The sequence below is a fragment of the Specibacter sp. NPDC078709 genome (assembly GCF_040686795.1).
Classification (GTDB): Bacteria; Actinomycetota; Actinomycetes; order Actinomycetales; family Micrococcaceae; genus Specibacter.
Genome location: NZ_JBFBLU010000002.1, coordinates 82,793 through 101,065, shown reverse-complemented (window position 1 = coordinate 101,065; position 18,273 = coordinate 82,793). Strand labels below are relative to the sequence as shown.

Below are 18,273 nucleotides of genomic sequence, written 5' to 3'. Positions count from 1 at the left end.
CGAAGCTGGACGCCGCAATAAACCCCCCGAAAAAGCCTACCTGCCATATCCGCCATACTCATTTTCTCTAGCTTTCGAGTGACCAAACGCACGCCATCCACCGCTGCGTTCTCTTGCCCGTCCTGCTAACTCGCAAACTCCAGAGTGGATTACTCTTGCAACTCGTGGCGCAGTTAACACAGCAGTGTTTACCCACTGTTCTCCCAATTTTCAGGTACCTCCCAGCTAAGCTTGGGGACGTACTCGGACAGGTCCCAGAGAAGGGCCCCGCAGGACTTGAGAGTGGTTCATTGCGCGTGGATTCTGTTATTCAAAGGCCAATTGAAGGCGTAGTCGCCGTAATCCTCGCCGGAGGCATCGGCGCCCGAGTTGGACTGCCGATCCCAAAACAGCTCATCCCGCTTGCAGGCCGAACCTCACTGGAACACACCCTTGCTGTTTTCGACAGCGCTCCGGGCATCGATTCCATAATCATCATGAGGGAAGAAAACCATCTTGGCGAGGCCGCTAAACTGCTGGGCTCAGGGCGCTTTGCCAAGCTGAAGCTTGTCCTCCCTAGCGGGATCACCCGCAATGACACCAGCCGGGCGGTCCTGGCTGCGATCACGGATATCAACGCTAAGGTTCTCTTCCACGATGCGGTTCACCCGCTGGTGGACCATAGAATCCTCCAGGACTGCATCGGCGCACTGGACAGCTATGACGCCGTCGACACCGCCATTGCATCAGCGGACACCATCATCGAGGTCAACTCGGAGAGCTGTATCTCAGCCGTCCCCCGCCGCAGTACTCTGCGCAGAGGGCAAACACCTCAAGCATTCCGGCGAGGTGTTCTGGAGCGGGCATATCGACTCGCTGCCAGCGACGCAAAATTTGAGGCCACCGACGATTGCTCAGTCGTCCTGAACTACCTCCCGAAGACTCCAATATTTGTGGTCAACGGCAGTGAAGCCAACATCAAGATCACAGAGCCCGTCGACATTCACATCGCGGACAAACTTTTCCAACTGCGAGGATTCTCCCATCCGGGGAGAAACATTTCCCATGGCAGCCTTGCAGGCAAGTCCATAGTGATCTTTGGCGCTAGCTACGGCATCGGCCGCGATCTTGCAGACATCCTGTCGGGAGTGGGTGCGGTAGTGCACAGCTTCAGCCGCACCACCACAGGCACGGACATCCGCCGCCGCGAAGCCATCACGACTGCTCTGAATCACGCCATGGCGACAAGCGGCCGCATTGATCACGTGGTGCTGACTGCCGGCATTCTCCATATGGGTCCGCTGACTCAACTGCCCGAAGACGAATTGGCAGAATCCATCGACACCAATCTTGGCGCACCCATCCGCATTGCCCAGGCAAGTCACCCTCACCTGAAGAATTCCGGCGGATCACTCCTGTTCTACACGTCAAGCTCGTACACTCGCGGACGAGCCAACTACGGGGTGGATTCAGCGACGAAGGCTGCCATCGTCAACCTGACACAGGCCCTCGCTGATGAATGGGCGGCGGACGGCGTGCGGGTCAACTGCATCAACCCGTCCAGAACGTCCCCACCCCCATGCGCACGGAGGCCTTCGGCCAGGAGGACCCCGGCACCCTGCTGAACAGCACTTTCGTGGCTCAAGCCAGCGCCACCGTTCTGGCCTCCACCGATTCCGGCCATATCTTTGACCCGCGCCTGCCAGAAAACGATCCCACCCAAACCTTCCAGGATGCCTTGCCGTGACCAACGAGACGCTCACGTCCGGTACTCTGACCGCGACCGCCGCCCGGATGCGGGCAAACTTTCCCGTATCCGGTGACCTATCCCTCATTGGCTCCTTGGCCTATGTGTTCCTGGGCGGCCGACGAATCTGGACATTCCGCATTGATGAGGAAAAGTGGGCGCCGGCGACTAACACCCTCGAGGTCGAATGGCCGGCCGCCCTGCTCCCGCACCTCTCCGGTGTGGCCACGGTGCGCTTCGAAGCATACGCTGGGCCCAACCACCCAGCCAGCCAGCCAGCCATCTGGCACAGGACGTACTGGATTTTGGTGGTGAAGGAGGCAAGCTTCAGCTCGTCGATCCACTCACGGGCGACGATCTGGTCGTCAACACCTAGGACCGGCTGGCGAAATCCTTTGAATCAGCTAACGAGGAAATGCAGAGGGAGGTGCTTCAGTCGGCTCACAGTCTGATTGCGCTACTCAAGAAATCACTCGGCCTGGAGCTCTTCATTACGGGAGGAACCCTCCTCGGCCTGGTGCGCGACGGAAAACTGATCGATAGTGTCGACGACGCCGATCTCGCCTACGTCAGCAAGCATGAAAACCCCAGTGACATTGCCCTTGGGTCGTACGAGGTGGAGCGGCTGCTGGCTGGGAACGGTTTCCAGACTGTCAGGCATTCCAGCGGCCACTTGCAGGTCATGTTTGGAGGAACGGCCTACACCGACGGCTATTACGTGGACATCTTCACCTATTTTAAGATTGATGGCTGGTTCTACGGCACCTTCCATGCTCGCGAAAAGACTGAAGACCTCACGGTTTGTCCACTCGGAAGGCTGGAGCACAATGGCTTGGAACTCACCATTCCGGCCAACGCTGGTCAGATGCTTGCTGCCATCTATGGTCCGAATTGGCTGACTCTCGATCCCGCGTTCACATTTGTCACGCCCGAGTCGGCAGGACGCCGCTTCTACTGGCGACTCAACCGCTATCACCCGTTCCGCGAGGATTGGGAGGACTATCATCGAGGCCTGATCAGCGCCGATACCCAAACAGAACCGTCAGCGCTGGCTAGTTGGCTAACTTCCAACCTGGAACCTGAGGCAGCTGTGCTGGAGCTCGGTTGCGGACTCGGCACCGATGCTCTGGCCCTCGCTGGATCGGGGCACCAGGTACTGGCGGTGGACTACAGCCGGTCTGCCATCGTCCGTGCCATCTCCAAGAACAACGCCGCCCCCGTTACGCCAAGCGGTAAATCACGCTTTGAGGTGAGAAACGTGAACTCGATTCGAGACATGGCAGCCGTTGTGACGAGCGCCGCCCGTCTCGCGGGTCCGGGGGCACCAGTTACGGTTATTTCTCGGAACCTATTTGACAACCTGCACTTCTTAGGACGTGACAACGCACTCCTGGACATTGCCCACCTGCTCAACCGCGGTGGCAGCGCGTATCTGCAAATGCGCAATCCCAAGGTGGGTAGCAAGCCCAGAGATAGGCACGAGCCCGATGGCGAAAACATTTTCGATCCGTAGTAATTCAGCGGTCATTTAGCTTACTAGGGTCTGGAAATTACGGCAACCAATTTTGTTCGGGAACCCGGTTCTTCTCTCAGCTACATTCATCGAAAGGTTCGCCAGCAATGAGCGTCTTCAACGTCCCCAAACAGATCGTCATGAAGTTTGTTGGCACCATCAGCCCAGACTTCGCGGACGATATTCGCACTCTTGCACATCAGCCCCAGGAAAATGAAGCCCTGCGTCAACGCCTCGACAAGCTTGAAGGTGACGTCAGGGAACTCCGAGGAACAGTCGATACCCTGAACCGGGACCTTGATGATTCCCGCCGCCTAAACTTGCGCGCGGCCGAGCTCATGGACATCGCCTTCAACGAACTGGCAAAGTAGCGGCAAGTCGGGTTGTTAGAATAATCTTCGACTTCTAACGAATGGAATACCTTAATGACGTGGTGGCAAGCGCTACCGGCCGTTTGTACTGCCGCCGCACTACTTTTCATCCCTGGCTTCATTTTGTCCCGCGGACTTGGTGCCAAGGGATTCTCCAGTTTCGCTTTTGCACCCTTGGCATCCTGCGGACTGGTCGGCGTGGCCGGCATTATTGGCGGAATTACAGGCATTCCTTGGTCAGTTTGGTTACTGGCCGGAGTTACCCTCTTGGCAGCTGCCGTTGGGTGGGGGATACATTACCTGCTGCGCACCCGGCTGACCCCAGTGGCGGCTTCCGCTGAGCCAAGGGCTTTGTCTTGGATAGCATTGCCCGTAATCATGCTGTCTTCAGCCCTGCTTGTGGCAAAAAAACTCTTGCCGGCCATGGGATCTCCAGATTCATTCGCGCAGGTCTACGACAATGTTTTCCATCTCAACGCCATCCGATACATTTTGGAGACCGGCAACGCATCAACTCTGGCATTGGACAGCATGCGGACAGGAAGTTCTGGCCTGAGCATTTACCCGTCAGTCTGGCATTCCTTTGCGGCATTGACATCGCAACTCACCTCTGTGAATGTTTTTGTCGCCGAAAACTCGCTGACTATCGCCGTCTCAGCCTTGGTGTGGCCGTTTGCTTGCATCGCGTTGGTAAGGAGCGTCCTCGGGCTGAAGATCGTGGCCATAACTGTTGCCGGCATTCTGTCTGCTGGCTTCTGGGTATTCCCCTACCAAACCATCCAGTGGGGACCGCTGTTTCCCAACACATTGGCTTACAGTGTCCTCCCCATTGCCGTTTTGATTGTAGCTGCACTGTTTGGCCTGACTAAGGAGAGAATCGCTAACAACTTCACCCTCATCGCGAGTTTGCTGGTGGGAGTAGCTGCCATGTTCCTGACCCAACCAAACGGTTTCAGCGCACTCTTGGCTTTCACCCTTCCAATGGCCGCCGGACTGGCTCTGAAAACTCTGCGGCGGGCTTGGGCCAATGACCGCCGGCTGCGCAGCGTAATCATTGCCGTAGCGTGGATTGGCGCCGCGCTGCTGGTATTTGTGGCGATCTGGACGGCCTTGCTCCTTAGCTACGACGACTGGAAACCGTCCAGAACATTCGCGGAAGCTGTCAAGGATGTTCTTACCGGGGGTCTTTTGGGGCGGAATTTCACCTGGTTGGCTTCCATGCTGGCAGCCTTAGGATTGGTGACCATCCTCGTACGTCGCCGCGGCGGGTGGATGATCGGCTGCATGGCGGTGGCTGGCGTCCTCTATGTGGTGGCTGCCTGGGCGCAGCCAGGCCCTTTGCGCCATCTCATCACGGGCAGCTGGTACCAAGACCCCTACCGACTCGCCGCTCTTGTGCCTCTTTTCACCATAGTTTTGGCAGCATGCGGAGCGGATGGAATAATCACTACTCTGAAACAAGCGGTTGGTAAGTTGATTCAAGACGGCCAGCGCTGGCCAAAATACTTTCGTGATTCACCGACGGCACGGCAACGCACGATCGGCGGTGTAGTAGTACTTGCCCTGACTCTTGCCGCCTTCGTTCCCCTTTCCCTTCAAGCCAATCATAAAGGCATGAATATGGTCACGAAGAAGATCTCGCAGTCTTGGTCGTACAATCCAGGCTGGATCGTTTCGTCCCCTGAATACAAATTAATGTCCCGTCTTGACGCGTCGGTCCCATCCGATGCCATCATTGCAGTAGACCCCTTCAATGGCGGTTCGTTGGCCTACGCAATTTCCGGACGCAGGGTCACCCAATACCACCTCAATCCTCCCCCCAGCAAAGACTTGGCACTCATTGCCGAAGATCTCGACACTGCCAAGCGCGGTTCTGAGACATGCCGCTTGGTCAACGAGGAAAATATCCGCTTCGTGCTGGACTTCGGTTCGTTCTATATGCTGGACGTTGCTGCAGCAAAGAAATATCCGGGTTTCGTAGAGATCAAGGACTCTCCAACGCTCAAGTTGATTGACCAACAGGATCATGCGAAGTTGTATCAAGTAGTTGGTTGTTAAATTAGCAGGAGCACCCTATCCAAACTCACGTTCCATACTTCTGCGGGCGCATATATCCGGGATTAATCTGGATCTTTTGACACTTCCTGGAGCATGATCTGTGCGCCTTAAAGCCCTCGCGCTACTTCCTGTCTAGGACCATTGACTGGCTAAGAAGCTGCGCGAATGGGTTAGGGCTGGCGTGTCGGGCGTGTGTCCCAATTGCGGATCGTCGACGCTTCGCGGATGAGTCGATGGGTGACGATGAGGGCGTTGGCTAGGGCGATGAAGGCCTCGACCACGATGGCGCGTTTTCGGTGCAAATGGCGAGTTTCCGGAATCCGCATGTGCTAGGAATTGGTGCGTTCAACGACCCCGGGGAGGTGTTCTGGATCGCTGTCGGGATACCCTGGTCGCGATGTGCCCCTCACTGCCGGGCGCCTCGAGGCGGTCCATGGTTTTTTGAGTCGCACCCTGCATCCAGGTACACTCGGATCACCTCGGCCAGGCCCTATCCGGACTGAGAGAGCGTATCGAAGTTAGTCCGTAGCAGTGGCGAGGCATGGCGATTCGCACCGGCGATCTCGGCTCCGAGCGAGGATACCCCTAGCCACGACCAGCACCGTGCTCTTGGTGCCCGGCTTGCCGCGGTCCGCCGGGATCTGGGACCGGCCTGATGCTTCACCGCCGCAAGGGGTCTTGGTGAGGCGCCCGTCCACCGCCAGGTCCTACAGCGCCAGGTGGACGATGCAGTAGTCGTAGGGCTCTAGTGCGATCTGCTCCAGCGCTGTGATTATGCTGACGTTGCTCCACGCATCGCGGCGGTGTCCGGATGTTCATGGCCGAGCAGTTAGAGCCGGATATTCTCTCGTAGGCAGATCCAAGAACGAGGACCTTGACGAGCTTTTCGAAGACAATCCGGGCCGGTAGCCGGGCCAATGGCAGACCAGCGGATGCTGGTCCACAACTGACGGGAGCAGCGCCTCGAATTGACTCCATAGCGGTTGGATGAGGAACGATGGTAAGGCAGGCACAGCGCTCCTACCTCACACGTTATCTTGGGCGAAAGCATGTTTATCAGACGCCGTGCCTGCCTTGCTCGATAATGACGTCGACTGCCCGATTAAATAGGCCACCAAACTGATCACCAGCTCCACAAGGAGGCGGTGATCGGCGCAATCTCTCAGCTGCAATCCTTGGTTGGCGGCTATCGGCGCACACAAAAAACCACCAGCCAGCGGCTTGGACGCACCAATGCGAAGCGCAAATACCAGCGCCGTCCGGCGTTGAAAGCCTGTCCGCCTTGAGACGCCGAACATGCCGGTGGCGTTAGGTAGCAGTGACTCCACGGTTTTTCGGCAATTGCTCGGACGCGGGCGGCGGCTACCAAGGAAATTAGCACCAGTGCCCGCAATGCCCGTGTCCGATGACATTCCGCAGCCCAACGTTGGCAATTACGGCTACTCAGTTTTCTGGATCAGGCCCTGACGGTCCCGAAGCAGTATTGCCGCGACCTTAAGACGTACGATATCCAAGCGGGTTGTTAAACTGCCAGCGCCAGTGGTCTTCGCACATTTGTGCCAGGTTTCGATGTGCCGACCAACCCAGATCAGCAAGAGCTGCCGAGGGATCAGCGTAGCTGACCGCCGCATCACCTGGCCTGCGCGGGGCGAACTCAAATGGGATTGGCTTGCCAGCTGCATCACCGAAAGCTTGGATAACTTCCAGCACGGAGGAACCGTTGCCTGTGCCCAAGTTCCAGCGGTACACGCCCTGATGAGTGGGCAGGAAATTCAAAGCTGCCAAGTGACCGGCAGCAAGGTCCATCACATGGATGTAGTCACGCACTCCAGTGCCGTCGGGCGTCGGATAATCGTTGCCAAACACCATTACCTTGTCACGGCGCCCAACCGCCACCTGGGCCACAAACGGTAACAGGTTGTTGGGGATGCCGCTGGGGTCCTCGCCGATGCGGCCTGACTCGTGAGCACCCACCGGATTAAAGTAGCGCAACAGCGCCACGCGCCATGTTGGGTCCGCGTGTCCCAAATCAGAGAGAATGTCCTCGATTTGCTCCTTGGTTCGCCCGTAGGGGTTAGTGGCATCTAACGGCATCTTTTCAATGAGCGGCACTTCCTCGCTGGCACCGTAAACGGTGGCGGAGGAGCTAAAAACCAGCGTTCTGACTCCATGTTTGTCCATGGAATCAAGCAAGTTCAGAGTGCCTACGATGTTGTTTTGGTAGTACATGAGCGGTTTGGCCACGGATTCACCCACGGCCTTGAGACCGGCAAAGTGGATGACCGCATCAAAGCTGCCTGTCGCGAAGAGTTCGTCAACCCCGTGAGCGTCCAGTAAATCCAGCTCAACAAACTCAGGGTGCTTGGCAGTGAGTTCTTCAACCCGGCGGAGTGACTCCGCCGATGAGTTTGCCAGGTTGTCCAAGACGACGACGTCGTGCCCAGCCTCCAATAGGCAAAGTACTGTGTGTGAACCTATATATCCGGCGCCGCCGGTGACCAAAACTTTCATGATTTCAACCATATACGCACGTCTCCAGATGTCGGTTGCAAACGTGTCTCATGACACGCGGCGGTCCAGGTCAAGCTCGGATGGTCACTGGCGGTGCCTCAGTGCTCACTGGATGACAGAATTAGGACTCAGGTGAATACGGGACGGGACGGCACAAACAACCAAGTAGCCGCTCAGCACTCACCGCGTTTGAATGAGATGGCGCCCGATCTGTCACCTCGAACATCGCGATGCAACACCATTCATACAGATCGTGTCGGCACGATACCGTGGATGTAGGCTGGCTGAAACCCCTATTCAATTTTCGGCCGTTGCTTCGGCATCGAACAACCATGGGAGAAGTCAATGCCTTCGAAACCGACGCGGCGCAATACCGTTGCCCGGAAACATTCAACTGTACGTACAGCGCCGCTATTAGTAGCTTTGGCCGTTGCCCTGGGCATGACTGTCGGATTGTGTACAGTTCCAGCCATGGCATCGGATACACCTAGTTATTCTCCACCACCGGCCGCCGCACCTGTCTCGACGCCATCCGAATTCCCAGCGGATGAACCTTCACTTGCAGCTGCAACGACAGCAACTCCAGCGATGGAAACTACAGCAGAGTCGAGTTCCGAAGCCAAGGACTTGGAAGAGCTGATCACCCAAAACGGTGCGTTTATGGGCCAGGGTCTTGCGAAGATGGAGCATGGTGCGAGCCCCCAATCTTCCCTAAGTGACGTCCCCTCGATGGCCAGGACTCTCTCGGCTCCGGCCTCACCGGGCGCCCCCTTGGCCACCACTTTGCCGTCGGGCATACTTGGTCTAGACGTCAGCGGATGGCAAGGCAACGTGGACTGGCCCGCGCAGAGCAAACTTGGCGCCAAGTTCGCCTACGTGAAGGCCTCCGAAGGTACCTACATGGTCAGTTCCCATTTTCAGCAGCAATACACCGGCGCCCACAAGGCAGGACTGATCCGCGGTGCGTATCACTTCGCCATACCAAATCAAGCAACCGCACGTAGCCAAGCAGACTTTTTCGTCAAAAACGGAGGTGGCTGGTCAGCAGACGGCATGACTCTCCCGCCCTTGCTCGACATAGAATACAACCCTTACTTGAGCACGGGCAATATTTGTTATGACCTGTCTGCAACAGAAATGACTAAATGGATCAAGACCTTTTCAGATCGGGTCCAAGCCCTTACCGGTAGGCTGCCCATGATCTACACGACCACTGATTGGTGGATGCAGTGCACAGGAAACTCCAAGGCTTTCGGTGCGAACCCGCTCCACATAGCGGCCTACAATAACAAGGGACCGGGGCAGATCCCCGCCAGTTGGACCAGCCATTCCATGTGGCAATTCAGCGACAACGGCCCGTTCGTTGGGGACTCCAACCTATGGCACGGCAGCCTTGCCACGCTAAAGTCTTTCGCAACCGACTCGAACTCCCACACCTCGATTTCCATGATCGCTGGAGATTTGACCACGGATGGACGAGCCGATCTAGTTACGCGCCGCCCCGACGGCAAGCTCATGCTGCAACCGGGCCTGGCCAACGGAACCTTCGGGGCTGAGTCCCAGATAGGAAGCGGCTGGGGCATCTATAATCTGGTTACGGCGAGTAGGGACTTCAATCGTGACGGCATTGGCGACATCTTCGCAAGGGATAACTCCGGCGCATTCTGGTTCTATGCAGGAACCGGGCAGGGCGGAGTACGCCCGCGAGTCCAAATTGGCGCAGGATGGAACATTTTCGACAAGGTCACACCTATTGGAGATTTCGACGGCGACGGACGCAGCGACATCGTGGCTTCAAAGATTGACGGCACCTTGATGCTTTATCGTGGCGATGGGCGCGGTGGCGTAGTTGCAGGAACTGCTGTCGGGGCGGGCTGGAATGCGATGGATACGATCGAATACTCCGAGAACATGAAGGGCAGCCGCAAATCGGAAATCTTGGGAAGGACAGACGACGGACGTTTGTACCTTTATACACTCACCGGGCATGGTGGCTTTGCGGACAAAAAACTCATCGGCCAGGGATGGGGCGTCTTCACCGATATCCTTGGTGGCTATGACCTGAACAAGGATGGGAAAACTGACATCGCGGTTAGGACCTCTGGCGGGGATCTCCAAAATTATCTTGGTGACGGCCAGGGCGGGTTCCTGTCCAGACTTCAGGTCGGCGCCGGCTGGGGAGCATTTTCAAAAGTTTGGGAGGCCGGAGACTTTGATGGTGATGGCAAGCCCGATGTTCTGGCCGCCGCCCATGGCGGTCAGCTGTACCTTTACCCCGGAAATGGTAAAGGGGGCTGGCTCCCCAGACGTCAAATTGGCAACGGCTGGCAGGTTTTCACCGCCATTGTCACCGTCGGAGACTTCAATTCCGATGGCAAGCAGGATATAGTTGCCCGGGCCGCCAGCGGAGACTTGTACCTATACCCGACCGACGGCAAGGGGAACTTCTCCCCACGCGTCCTCATCGGCCGTGGATGGGACATCTTCAATGCATTAGTTGCCCCTGGGGACTGGAACGGCGATGGGAAACCCGATCTGCTGGCGCGATCCAGCAATGGCCAATTGTGGTTGTACCCCGGCAATGGCAGCAAGGGGTTCCTTCCACGCAGCGTAATCGGCAACGGCTGGCAGGTCTTTGACTCTGTGGTTTCGGCCGATGACCTCGACGGCAATGGAACGGCAGACTTATTTGCACGCGGAACCGACGGCGTGCTCTGGTTCTATCCGGGCAAGGGGAACGGCGGATTCGGAACAAGATCCGCCATTGGCGCAGGATGGGGAGTTTTCCAGTCGTTCTCCGTTGTTGGGGATTTCTCCGGGAGCGGAAGAACAGCCATTTTATCCCGCAAGACAGATGGAACAATGTGGTTGTATTCGGTTGGAAAGAAGCCTTCATTCGGAAACGTGATTCTCAACGCAGGCCCCAATTGACGCCCATTGTCAGCCGCTAAGTAGCGTATCCTGAACCATGGCGCCCGCTGGAAAACGGGCGCCATTCAACACTCGAGTGAATCACAGGAAGTTTCCCTGCATTGGACATTCAAAACCATTTCTATGGACATTCCGCCGTCTACGCCGGGTACACGGGTTTGGCTGGGCCGCATCACGTGCCCGGACTAATCCAGCACGGCTGGACGCCTGTCTCCCCCATCAGCACCCACTTTGCAGATCTTGCTGGCAGCGCGCCGGCCGGTAACTTGTTTGTCTGGACACACGCGAGCCGGGGATGGTCGGAACAAGATGCCAAGTCGGAAACCGGATTCGCAACCACTCCCATCGGATCACCCGCACTGTACCTACTGGACATGATCCGGAACTCCGGTACAACACCAAAAGTCACCTTGCCTACGGTGGTTTTCCCGTTTCACGGCACCCGGCTCTTATCGGTTGACGGAGATCAGGCCGCATACGCCAAGGAGATTCTTGAACGGGAGGGCCCGTCCATTATCTGCATGCATGTAGACGACCTTCAAAGACCAGAGCTCGTCAAGGCCTGGTCGGATTCCGGACATAGGCTCGTTACGGCCGGTGAGCGGCGGGACCCTGATTTCCTGGCCCGCATCATGTGGCTGGTATTGAGCGCAGAGAAGGTGGTGTCAAACAGACTTGCAACGGCCCTTTTTTATGCGGCAGCTGCGGGTACGCGAGTGTCCATCTATGGACCACACTTCCAAATTTCCGGCATCACCGAAACGTCATCGGAAGAGTATCTTCGCAGGCTATGGCCTGAATTCTATGACCCGGAGCCTACAGACGCCGTCCAACTGCAAATCGCCAATGACGAGCTGGGCCGGGACTTCATGCTGTCGCCGGAGCAGCTCACGCAAACATTCGACTGGACAGTACGTTCACCAAAGCCATTCCTGCAATATTGGCTCCAGGCGCCGCTATCGAAGGCCCAGGCAGTCCTGGGCATTCGATCCAGGGACGTGCAGGAGGTTGTCAACGAAGTGAAATTGTCGCCTTGGCACTTCCTCAGGAACCCTTTCGAGCACTTGCCGAAGCCGTTGCCGCGGACTTCGAGTACCCGAGCGGTCGAACCCAACTTCATTGAGACCAAGTGACTCGCTCCCCCCATAAACAGCTATCCCATGGCAAGCAATCCCTCCTTTACCTTGGCGGAGCAGCTTTGCAGGGGATGGGTTCCCTCTTTATACAACCGTTCTCCATTCGTATTCTGGACGCAACTGAGTGGGGCAAGGTTGGGCTCGCTACCGTGATTCTCCAGGTAGGACAGGTCATTCTTTCGGCCGGTCTCCCATTGGCCATCACCAAGGCATATTACACCCCGGTTTCCGGGCACCTTCATGCCCGAGCAATCGCCGGAGCCAACTACATCGTCAGTCTGCTGATTGCAATCATCGCAGCCATCGCACTGGCTGGTTCACTCACCCCCGACAGCGGTGGGTATGGGTTTGTCTGGGCTATCCTCGCAGTCGGACTGCTCAGCACCGTTGTCGGCGCACAGGCCGTCCTGCGGGCTCAGGAGCGGCCGCTTGCGTTCATTCTGCTAAGCGGCGGGGCCTCACTTGGATCCCATTTGCTGGGTCTTTCTGCGATTCTTGTTTTTGGACACTCTGCCTCCATTTATCTAGCAGCGTTCGCCATCGGTATGTTAGCAACAGCCAGTGTCGGATTCTGGCTAACACGTCCAGCATGGCCGTCCGCGGCCTGGAAACAGGTGAAAATTGCCTTTCGACTTGGACTTCCCGTCATGCCGCACAGCCTCGCCATCATTTTACTTATGCAGGGAGATTCTTTCCTCCTCCAAGTGAATCAGGGCAATGAATCAGTTGGCAGATACGTAGCTGCTGCAGCCTTTGCCCTGGGACCGTTCGCAGTTTTGGCCGGGCTGAACAACGTTTGGATGGCCCGCATCATGCAGGCAAGCCAGGGCAGGAACTTCCAAGAAGTGGTTTCGAGCGTGGCCAAGGAAGGTGCATGGATTAGCTGCATTGTCGCAGTAGCCGCTTCATCGGCGGCTACATTGGGCATTCACATTCTGAAGGGTGACGACAACACTGTCATGCAGCTTGCAAAAGTGCTGCCCTTGGCCACTGTCGGCTATGCCCTATACCTAGTTTGTATGTCTGTACTCTTCGCGATGCACAAGACTGGTTCATTTGCCATAGCATCCCCACTGCTGGCCGTTATTGCTGGTTTTGCCGCTTTGTATCCCGCCCGCACCAACGACCTTGTGCTCTTGGGCCTGGTCAAAGGGCTGGCTTTCGTCGGACTCGGATTGATATTTCTGTGGCTTGTCCGGAGAGCTAACGGACCCCGCGTCCAAACCAAGTTCTTCATGGCTGCTTTGGTCACCAGCGGCACCGCAACTGGCCTGTTGTTTCTTCTGCCAGATAGTCTATTGGTTGGAGTAGCGACGGTCGTGATCGCAGGACTCATTGCAGCACTGTTTGGTGCGATTTACATGAAACGCAACAAACGCATGACTGCTTTCCCCGGTGGGACACCCACCCCAAGCAACTTCAGTACTTCGAACAGAAAGCAAGGGAAATGAAGACTAGAGAGTACAAGGTTGAGAATCACACGATCGGGCAGACCTCCCGTCCGTTCATTATTGCCGAGGTCTCCGGAAACCATAACGGAGATTTGCGGCGGGCTCTCGACATCGTAGACATGGTCGCAGAGAGTGGGGCACAGGCAGTGAAGCTGCAGACCTACACTGCGGATACAATCACTATCAATTCGAACCGCCCTGAGTTCATGATCTCGAAGGATCACCCCTTGTGGGGCGGGAAGAACTTGTACCAGCTCTATGAGGAGGCACACACTCCGTGGGAGTGGCACGAGGAAATCTTCTCCCGGGCCCGTTCCAAGGGTCTAGTTCCGTTCTCCAGCCCTTTTGATTCCACTGCCATCGAATTGCTTGAGTCGCTGGATGCGCCGTTGTATAAGGTTGCATCCTTGGAAATCGGTGACCTCCCGCTCCTGCGCCGCATTGCCCGCACTGGCAAGCCTGTCATTTTATCAAATGGCGCGGCCAGCATGACAGACATGGACAGGGCAATACGCACCATCAGGGAAGAGGGCAACGACCAGATTGTACTTCTGGCCTGCACCTCGTCGTACCCCGCCTCGCCTAGTGAATCGAACCTCAGGACTATTCCGGTGCTGGCCAACGCTTTTGACATCCAGATTGGCCTGTCAGATCACACCATGGGCATTGGAGCCGCAATTGCGGCCGTTGCCATGGGAGCGACAGTCATCGAAAAGCATGTCACGCTGAGCAGGGCCGACGGCGGCGTGGACTCGGACTTCTCACTGGAACCGCATGAACTCAGTGCACTCGTGACCGAGAGCGAGGTTGCCTGGCTTTCAATGGGATCGCCCAGCCTGAAGGTGACAGATGGGGAATCCGAAAGCCTGCGGTTGCGCAGGTCTCTGTACGTCGTAGAACCCGTCAAGAAGGGCGATCTCGTCACGGCGTCCAACGTTCGTTCCATCCGCCCGGCAGGCGGCTTGGAACCAGACATGTTTGACACGGTGGTTGGCCGACCATTCACCGCCGATTGCCAGCCAGGTACTCCTCTGACGTGGGCTGTAGTCTAGCAATCCTCGGAAACAATGGGTGGGCTGACGGGATCACAAGCATCCCGATAGCCCACCTGGCTTGCAGCATCGCGTGTCTGCATTAAGGCGCGCTGACTAAACGTCGAATTGGGCGACGTCCCCCTACAACTGCTGGTCCCGATCAACAGTGAGGTCCAGTTCCCTGACTACGGCATGCGCTTGTCCAAGGAGTGCCACGGCAGACCCTCGACAACTTTCATTGATCCGCTGTAGCCGGCGGCTTTGAACAGACGATAGGAAGCCACATTCGTCTCCAGCATTTCTGCGAACAGCCGGGCATCCGGATGAGTGGAAAACATCGATTTCTCTCCCGCTGAGAGAACCACCTTCCCCATTCCACGGCCCCGTACATGCGGTGAGACTGTGATGGACACTTCCCAACGCCCATCTTCTGGGGTCTGGGCATCGAATCGCACTGTCCCGATCGGTGCTAAATTGTCCTCGACAATGAACAGCAGCCTGGTGGGATTATTCAGAACGCCTTCCAGCCACGCAACATGGCCTGCCCACGAGAGTTCGCCCGTATTCCGCGATACATCTCTGACACTGGCATCGTTGCGCCACTCAAAAAGGGTTGAGGCATCATCGATTGTGGCAATTCGGGCAACAGGACCGTCCACTGATTTCACTAACAGGGACCACTGCTCCACAATATTACGACTGCCGGAACCGTCAATCAGACTCCGTGCCCGTTGCGCCCTCGCATCACGAACAGACCCCGATGATCCGGCTTCAACCAGCATACGAACAATCGTTTGTCTGTCCAGCTGCCCTTCAACAAAGGTTCCAAGGCCGACAGACATTCCATTGGATGTGGCATATAGGTAGTTCTCACGTTGATTCTCAACAACTTGAAGAATAGCCATCGCCGTCCCGAGATAGGCCAGTTCCCAGATGGTGGTGCCAGACGCAGTGATAACAAGGTCCATCTCGGGGAACAACTCGGGTATGTTGGGACCCGGTGAATGAACCAACACATCCTGCACCAACTCGGGATCCCATGAGGCGACCGTTTCAGGATCTGCGACAACGTTGCATTCCGCACCCAACCCAGTCTCAAGCCAGCATTCAAGCATGAACATAGTAAGGTCGCTCGCGTCGGTACCGCCCATGATAATCATGATGCGCCGTACACGGCCCTCAAATGCGGCTTGTGGGGCGTGTGCAAGGCCAAGAATGGATTGCCGTAACGGAATGGCCTTGCGGCCCCGGTAAAGCCGCATACTGCCGTCAAAAGGCCGTAGTGAGAGTTCACTGCCTGGCGAGGGGTCAACCACCAAATCGGCAGCGCGTCGACCGTTGCTGCCATCTTCCATGGAAGACAGCAATATCCCCGCCGAACCCAACGCATCGCGCAAGTTGCCCTGCTCGGCGTATGTGTCGACGTGAACAATGTCAGCCTTTCGACAAACAGCCAAGTCTGCAAGATCAGCCGGGTGCCGGGGAGCTGGACGAATAGTGTAGCCCCTGGTACCAATCATTTTCAGCCCAGCCGGGTTGTCGATGTCTCCACAGACCTCGATCTGCCAACCACTGGCGATAGCCGCATCGGCCAAGGCCAGTGATCTGACTAGATGCCCCAGTCCTTGGTTCTTGGATGCATCAAATCGCAGGATTGCCAGCATGTCAGCCTTCAGTCAGAGTCTTCTGTTCAACATGGGCATTCAAGGAAACAATGTCCGGGAAATCCTCAAGTACGGTCACCACATCCTGCCACGAAGGAGGTACAACACTCAGGTGCGGAACGAGGGCGTCAAGAAGGGCTGCGTCCTCGTCAGTGTCAAGAGTCACGCGATACTGTGAGCTTCCCGGCGTGAACTGGAGTGAAGCCAGCCTGAAGCCGGCACCTTCCTCGTATATCGCACTGGTGACGTGTGCTCGATGGTGTTTTTCTGTCCGAACATCCACTGCCTGCAATGCCTTCGCCGTCGCCAGTTCAACGTCCAGTCCCCGAGGCAGGGAACGATTCTGGGTGGTCGAGACATAATCCAGGAGGTCCGGATCATTGCGCCAAAGAGACACAACTTGCGAAATAACCCGTGGATCCAACAATGGGCAGTCGGCAGTCAAACGGACAACAGCATCAGCGTTGGTCTGTTCGGCAGCAAGGAGGTACCTGCTGAGCACGTCGTCTTCGCTGCCCCTCACAACCTTAACGCCCTGCGACAGGGCAAAGTCGGCGATTCTATCGTCTTCAACGGACACCGATGTAGCGATGACAATCTCATCAATGCCGACAGACTCACGTGCTGCCCTGACAACCCAGCCCAGAACAGGCGTTCCCGCTAAATCTCGCAGTACCTTGCCTGGCAACCGATTGGAACCCATCCTTGCCTGGATGACCGCGACTACCCGTGGAGAGATATCCATGACTCTAGTCGCCCATGATCTCGAGCAGGTTTTCAATGACCATGTGTACCTGATCGTCTTCAAGCCCCGCGAAAACCGGAAGCGAGAGCTCTTCGCTGTAGTATTTCTCAGAGTTTGGACACATACCGCGCTTGTAGCCCAAGTCCTCAAAAACCGGATGCCAATACGCCGGTATGTAGTTCACTTGAACACCGATACCCCGTTCCCGAAGTTTCAGGAACACCTCTTTGCGGCGATCCGCAGGAACTCGGAGCGGATAAAGGTGCCAGGCTGGCTCGGCACCCTCAACAACACCCGGAAGCGTCAATTGATCATGGCCTGCAAAAGCAGCGTTGTAAAGATTGTGGATCTCTTGGCGACGGGCACGGAAGGCCCCCAAACGTGAAATTTGGCTGAGTCCAAGAGCGCACAGAACATCTGGAAGCCGATAGTTGAGACCGAACTCATGAACTTCCTGGTGCCAAGGTCCCTCGTCGGGATAGCGCAGGAGTTCTTGCTCCCGGATCAGACCCTGCCCCTTGAACCGACGAGCACGGAGTTCAAGCTCCCGGCTGCCCGTCACCACTGCTCCACCTTCGGCAGTGGTCATGTTCTTGGTCGGGAAGAATGAGAATGTAGTCAGATCAGCGTTCAACCCAACAGGTTCACCGTTGAGCGATGATCCGATTGCATGGGCCGCATCTTCTAAGAACAGGGCACCATGGGAGTGCGCCAACGACTTGAACGCATGACCATCGACCGGCAAACCGGCATAGTCGACGGCTGCAATAACCTTCGTCCGTTCCGTGATGGCCTCTTCCGCCGCCTGCAGGGAAAGGTTACCGGTGGATTCCTCGATGTCTGCAAAGACCACTTTGGCACCCATTAGCGCCGCAGCGGCTGCTGTGGCCACAAAGGTCAACGGCGTAGTGACCACTTCGTCACCGGGCTTAATGCCGGCCGCGGCGTAGGCCACGTGCAGGGCGGCCGTGCCTGAGGTCACTGTTACGGCAGCTGTGCCCCCCGCGACTTCAGAAATCGCAGTTTCAAATTGGTCGACGAGCGGTCCTGTTGTCAGCCAGTCGCTGTGGAGCGACGCGGCGACAGCCGCGATGTCTGCTTCGTCAATGGATTGGCGACCATACGGCAGCACT

The 18,273-nt window shown here is 56.8% G+C and carries 13 protein-coding genes and 1 pseudogene; 8 read left to right on the top strand and 6 right to left on the bottom strand.

Features of this window, described 5'->3' with window-relative positions:
* Nucleotides 1-296 precede the first annotated feature (296 nt).
* The 4 genes from AB0P14_RS04515 to AB0P14_RS04500 all read left to right on the top strand — a co-directional run bounded on the left by AB0P14_RS04515 (nt 297) and on the right by AB0P14_RS04500 (nt 5,668).
* Nucleotides 297-1,604, top strand: coding sequence for a bifunctional cytidylyltransferase/SDR family oxidoreductase (locus AB0P14_RS04515; protein WP_363839335.1), 1,308 nt, complete (start codon nt 297-299; stop codon nt 1,602-1,604).
* A 549-nt stretch (nt 1,605-2,153) separates the two neighbouring features.
* Nucleotides 2,154-3,239 (top strand): methyltransferase domain-containing protein, encoded by a 1,086-nt coding sequence (locus AB0P14_RS04510; RefSeq protein ID WP_363838385.1) that lies wholly within the window; start codon nt 2,154-2,156, stop codon nt 3,237-3,239.
* Nucleotides 3,240-3,346: 107 nt separating this feature from the next.
* Nucleotides 3,347-3,610, top strand: a complete 264-nt coding sequence (locus AB0P14_RS04505) for a hypothetical protein (RefSeq protein ID WP_363838383.1) — start codon at nt 3,347-3,349, stop codon at nt 3,608-3,610.
* A gap of 54 nt (nt 3,611-3,664) precedes the next feature.
* Nucleotides 3,665-5,668: a DUF6541 family protein gene (locus tag AB0P14_RS04500; RefSeq protein ID WP_363838381.1), complete on the top strand. Its 2,004-nt coding sequence runs from the start codon at nt 3,665-3,667 to the stop codon at nt 5,666-5,668.
* A gap of 170 nt (nt 5,669-5,838) precedes the next feature.
* On the opposite strand, the pseudogene AB0P14_RS04495 reads toward AB0P14_RS04500, so the two are convergent.
* The 3 genes and pseudogenes from AB0P14_RS04495 to galE all read right to left on the bottom strand — a co-directional run bounded on the left by AB0P14_RS04495 (nt 5,839) and on the right by galE (nt 8,179).
* Nucleotides 5,839-6,681, bottom strand: a pseudogene (locus tag AB0P14_RS04495) (IS5/IS1182 family transposase).
* Nucleotides 6,682-6,693: 12 nt separating this feature from the next.
* Nucleotides 6,694-7,080 carry a hypothetical protein gene (locus AB0P14_RS04490; RefSeq protein WP_363838379.1) on the bottom strand — a complete coding sequence of 129 codons (387 nt, stop codon included), beginning with the start codon at nt 7,078-7,080 and terminating at the stop codon, nt 6,694-6,696.
* 82 nt (nt 7,081-7,162) lie between these two features.
* Nucleotides 7,163-8,179, bottom strand: coding sequence for a UDP-glucose 4-epimerase GalE (gene galE / locus AB0P14_RS04485; protein WP_363839332.1), 1,017 nt, complete (start codon nt 8,177-8,179; stop codon nt 7,163-7,165).
* 771 nt (nt 8,180-8,950) lie between these two features.
* Between galE and AB0P14_RS04480 the strand changes: the two genes are divergently transcribed.
* From AB0P14_RS04480 to pseI, 4 genes are all read left to right on the top strand, one after another.
* Nucleotides 8,951-11,110 (top strand): GH25 family lysozyme, encoded by a 2,160-nt coding sequence (locus AB0P14_RS04480; RefSeq protein ID WP_363838377.1) that lies wholly within the window; start codon nt 8,951-8,953, stop codon nt 11,108-11,110.
* Between the two features lie 374 nt (nt 11,111-11,484).
* Nucleotides 11,485-12,243: a hypothetical protein gene (locus AB0P14_RS04475; protein ID WP_363838375.1), complete on the top strand. Its 759-nt coding sequence runs from the start codon at nt 11,485-11,487 to the stop codon at nt 12,241-12,243.
* A 74-nt stretch (nt 12,244-12,317) separates the two neighbouring features.
* A complete protein-coding gene (locus AB0P14_RS04470) occupies nt 12,318-13,697 on the top strand; it encodes an oligosaccharide flippase family protein (RefSeq protein WP_363839329.1) in 1,380 nt (459 codons plus the stop codon).
* Nucleotides 13,694-14,749, top strand: coding sequence for a pseudaminic acid synthase (gene pseI, locus AB0P14_RS04465; protein WP_363838373.1), 1,056 nt, complete (start codon nt 13,694-13,696; stop codon nt 14,747-14,749). Before AB0P14_RS04470 ends, pseI begins: the two co-directional genes overlap by 4 nt.
* A gap of 167 nt (nt 14,750-14,916) precedes the next feature.
* Here pseI and AB0P14_RS04460 read toward each other — a convergent pair whose 3' ends face one another.
* The 3 genes from AB0P14_RS04460 to AB0P14_RS04450 are packed head-to-tail and all read right to left on the bottom strand — an operon-like array spanning nt 14,917 to nt 18,272.
* Nucleotides 14,917-16,395: a GNAT family N-acetyltransferase gene (locus AB0P14_RS04460; protein WP_363838371.1), complete on the bottom strand. Its 1,479-nt coding sequence runs from the start codon at nt 16,393-16,395 to the stop codon at nt 14,917-14,919.
* Nucleotide 16,396: 1 nt separating this feature from the next.
* Nucleotides 16,397-17,140, bottom strand: coding sequence for a glycosyltransferase family protein (locus tag AB0P14_RS04455; protein WP_363838368.1), 744 nt, complete (start codon nt 17,138-17,140; stop codon nt 16,397-16,399).
* A 4-nt stretch (nt 17,141-17,144) separates the two neighbouring features.
* Nucleotides 17,145-18,272 (bottom strand): aminotransferase class V-fold PLP-dependent enzyme, encoded by a 1,128-nt coding sequence (locus AB0P14_RS04450; RefSeq protein WP_363838365.1) that lies wholly within the window; start codon nt 18,270-18,272, stop codon nt 17,145-17,147.
* Between the last annotated feature and the right edge of the window lies 1 nt (nt 18,273).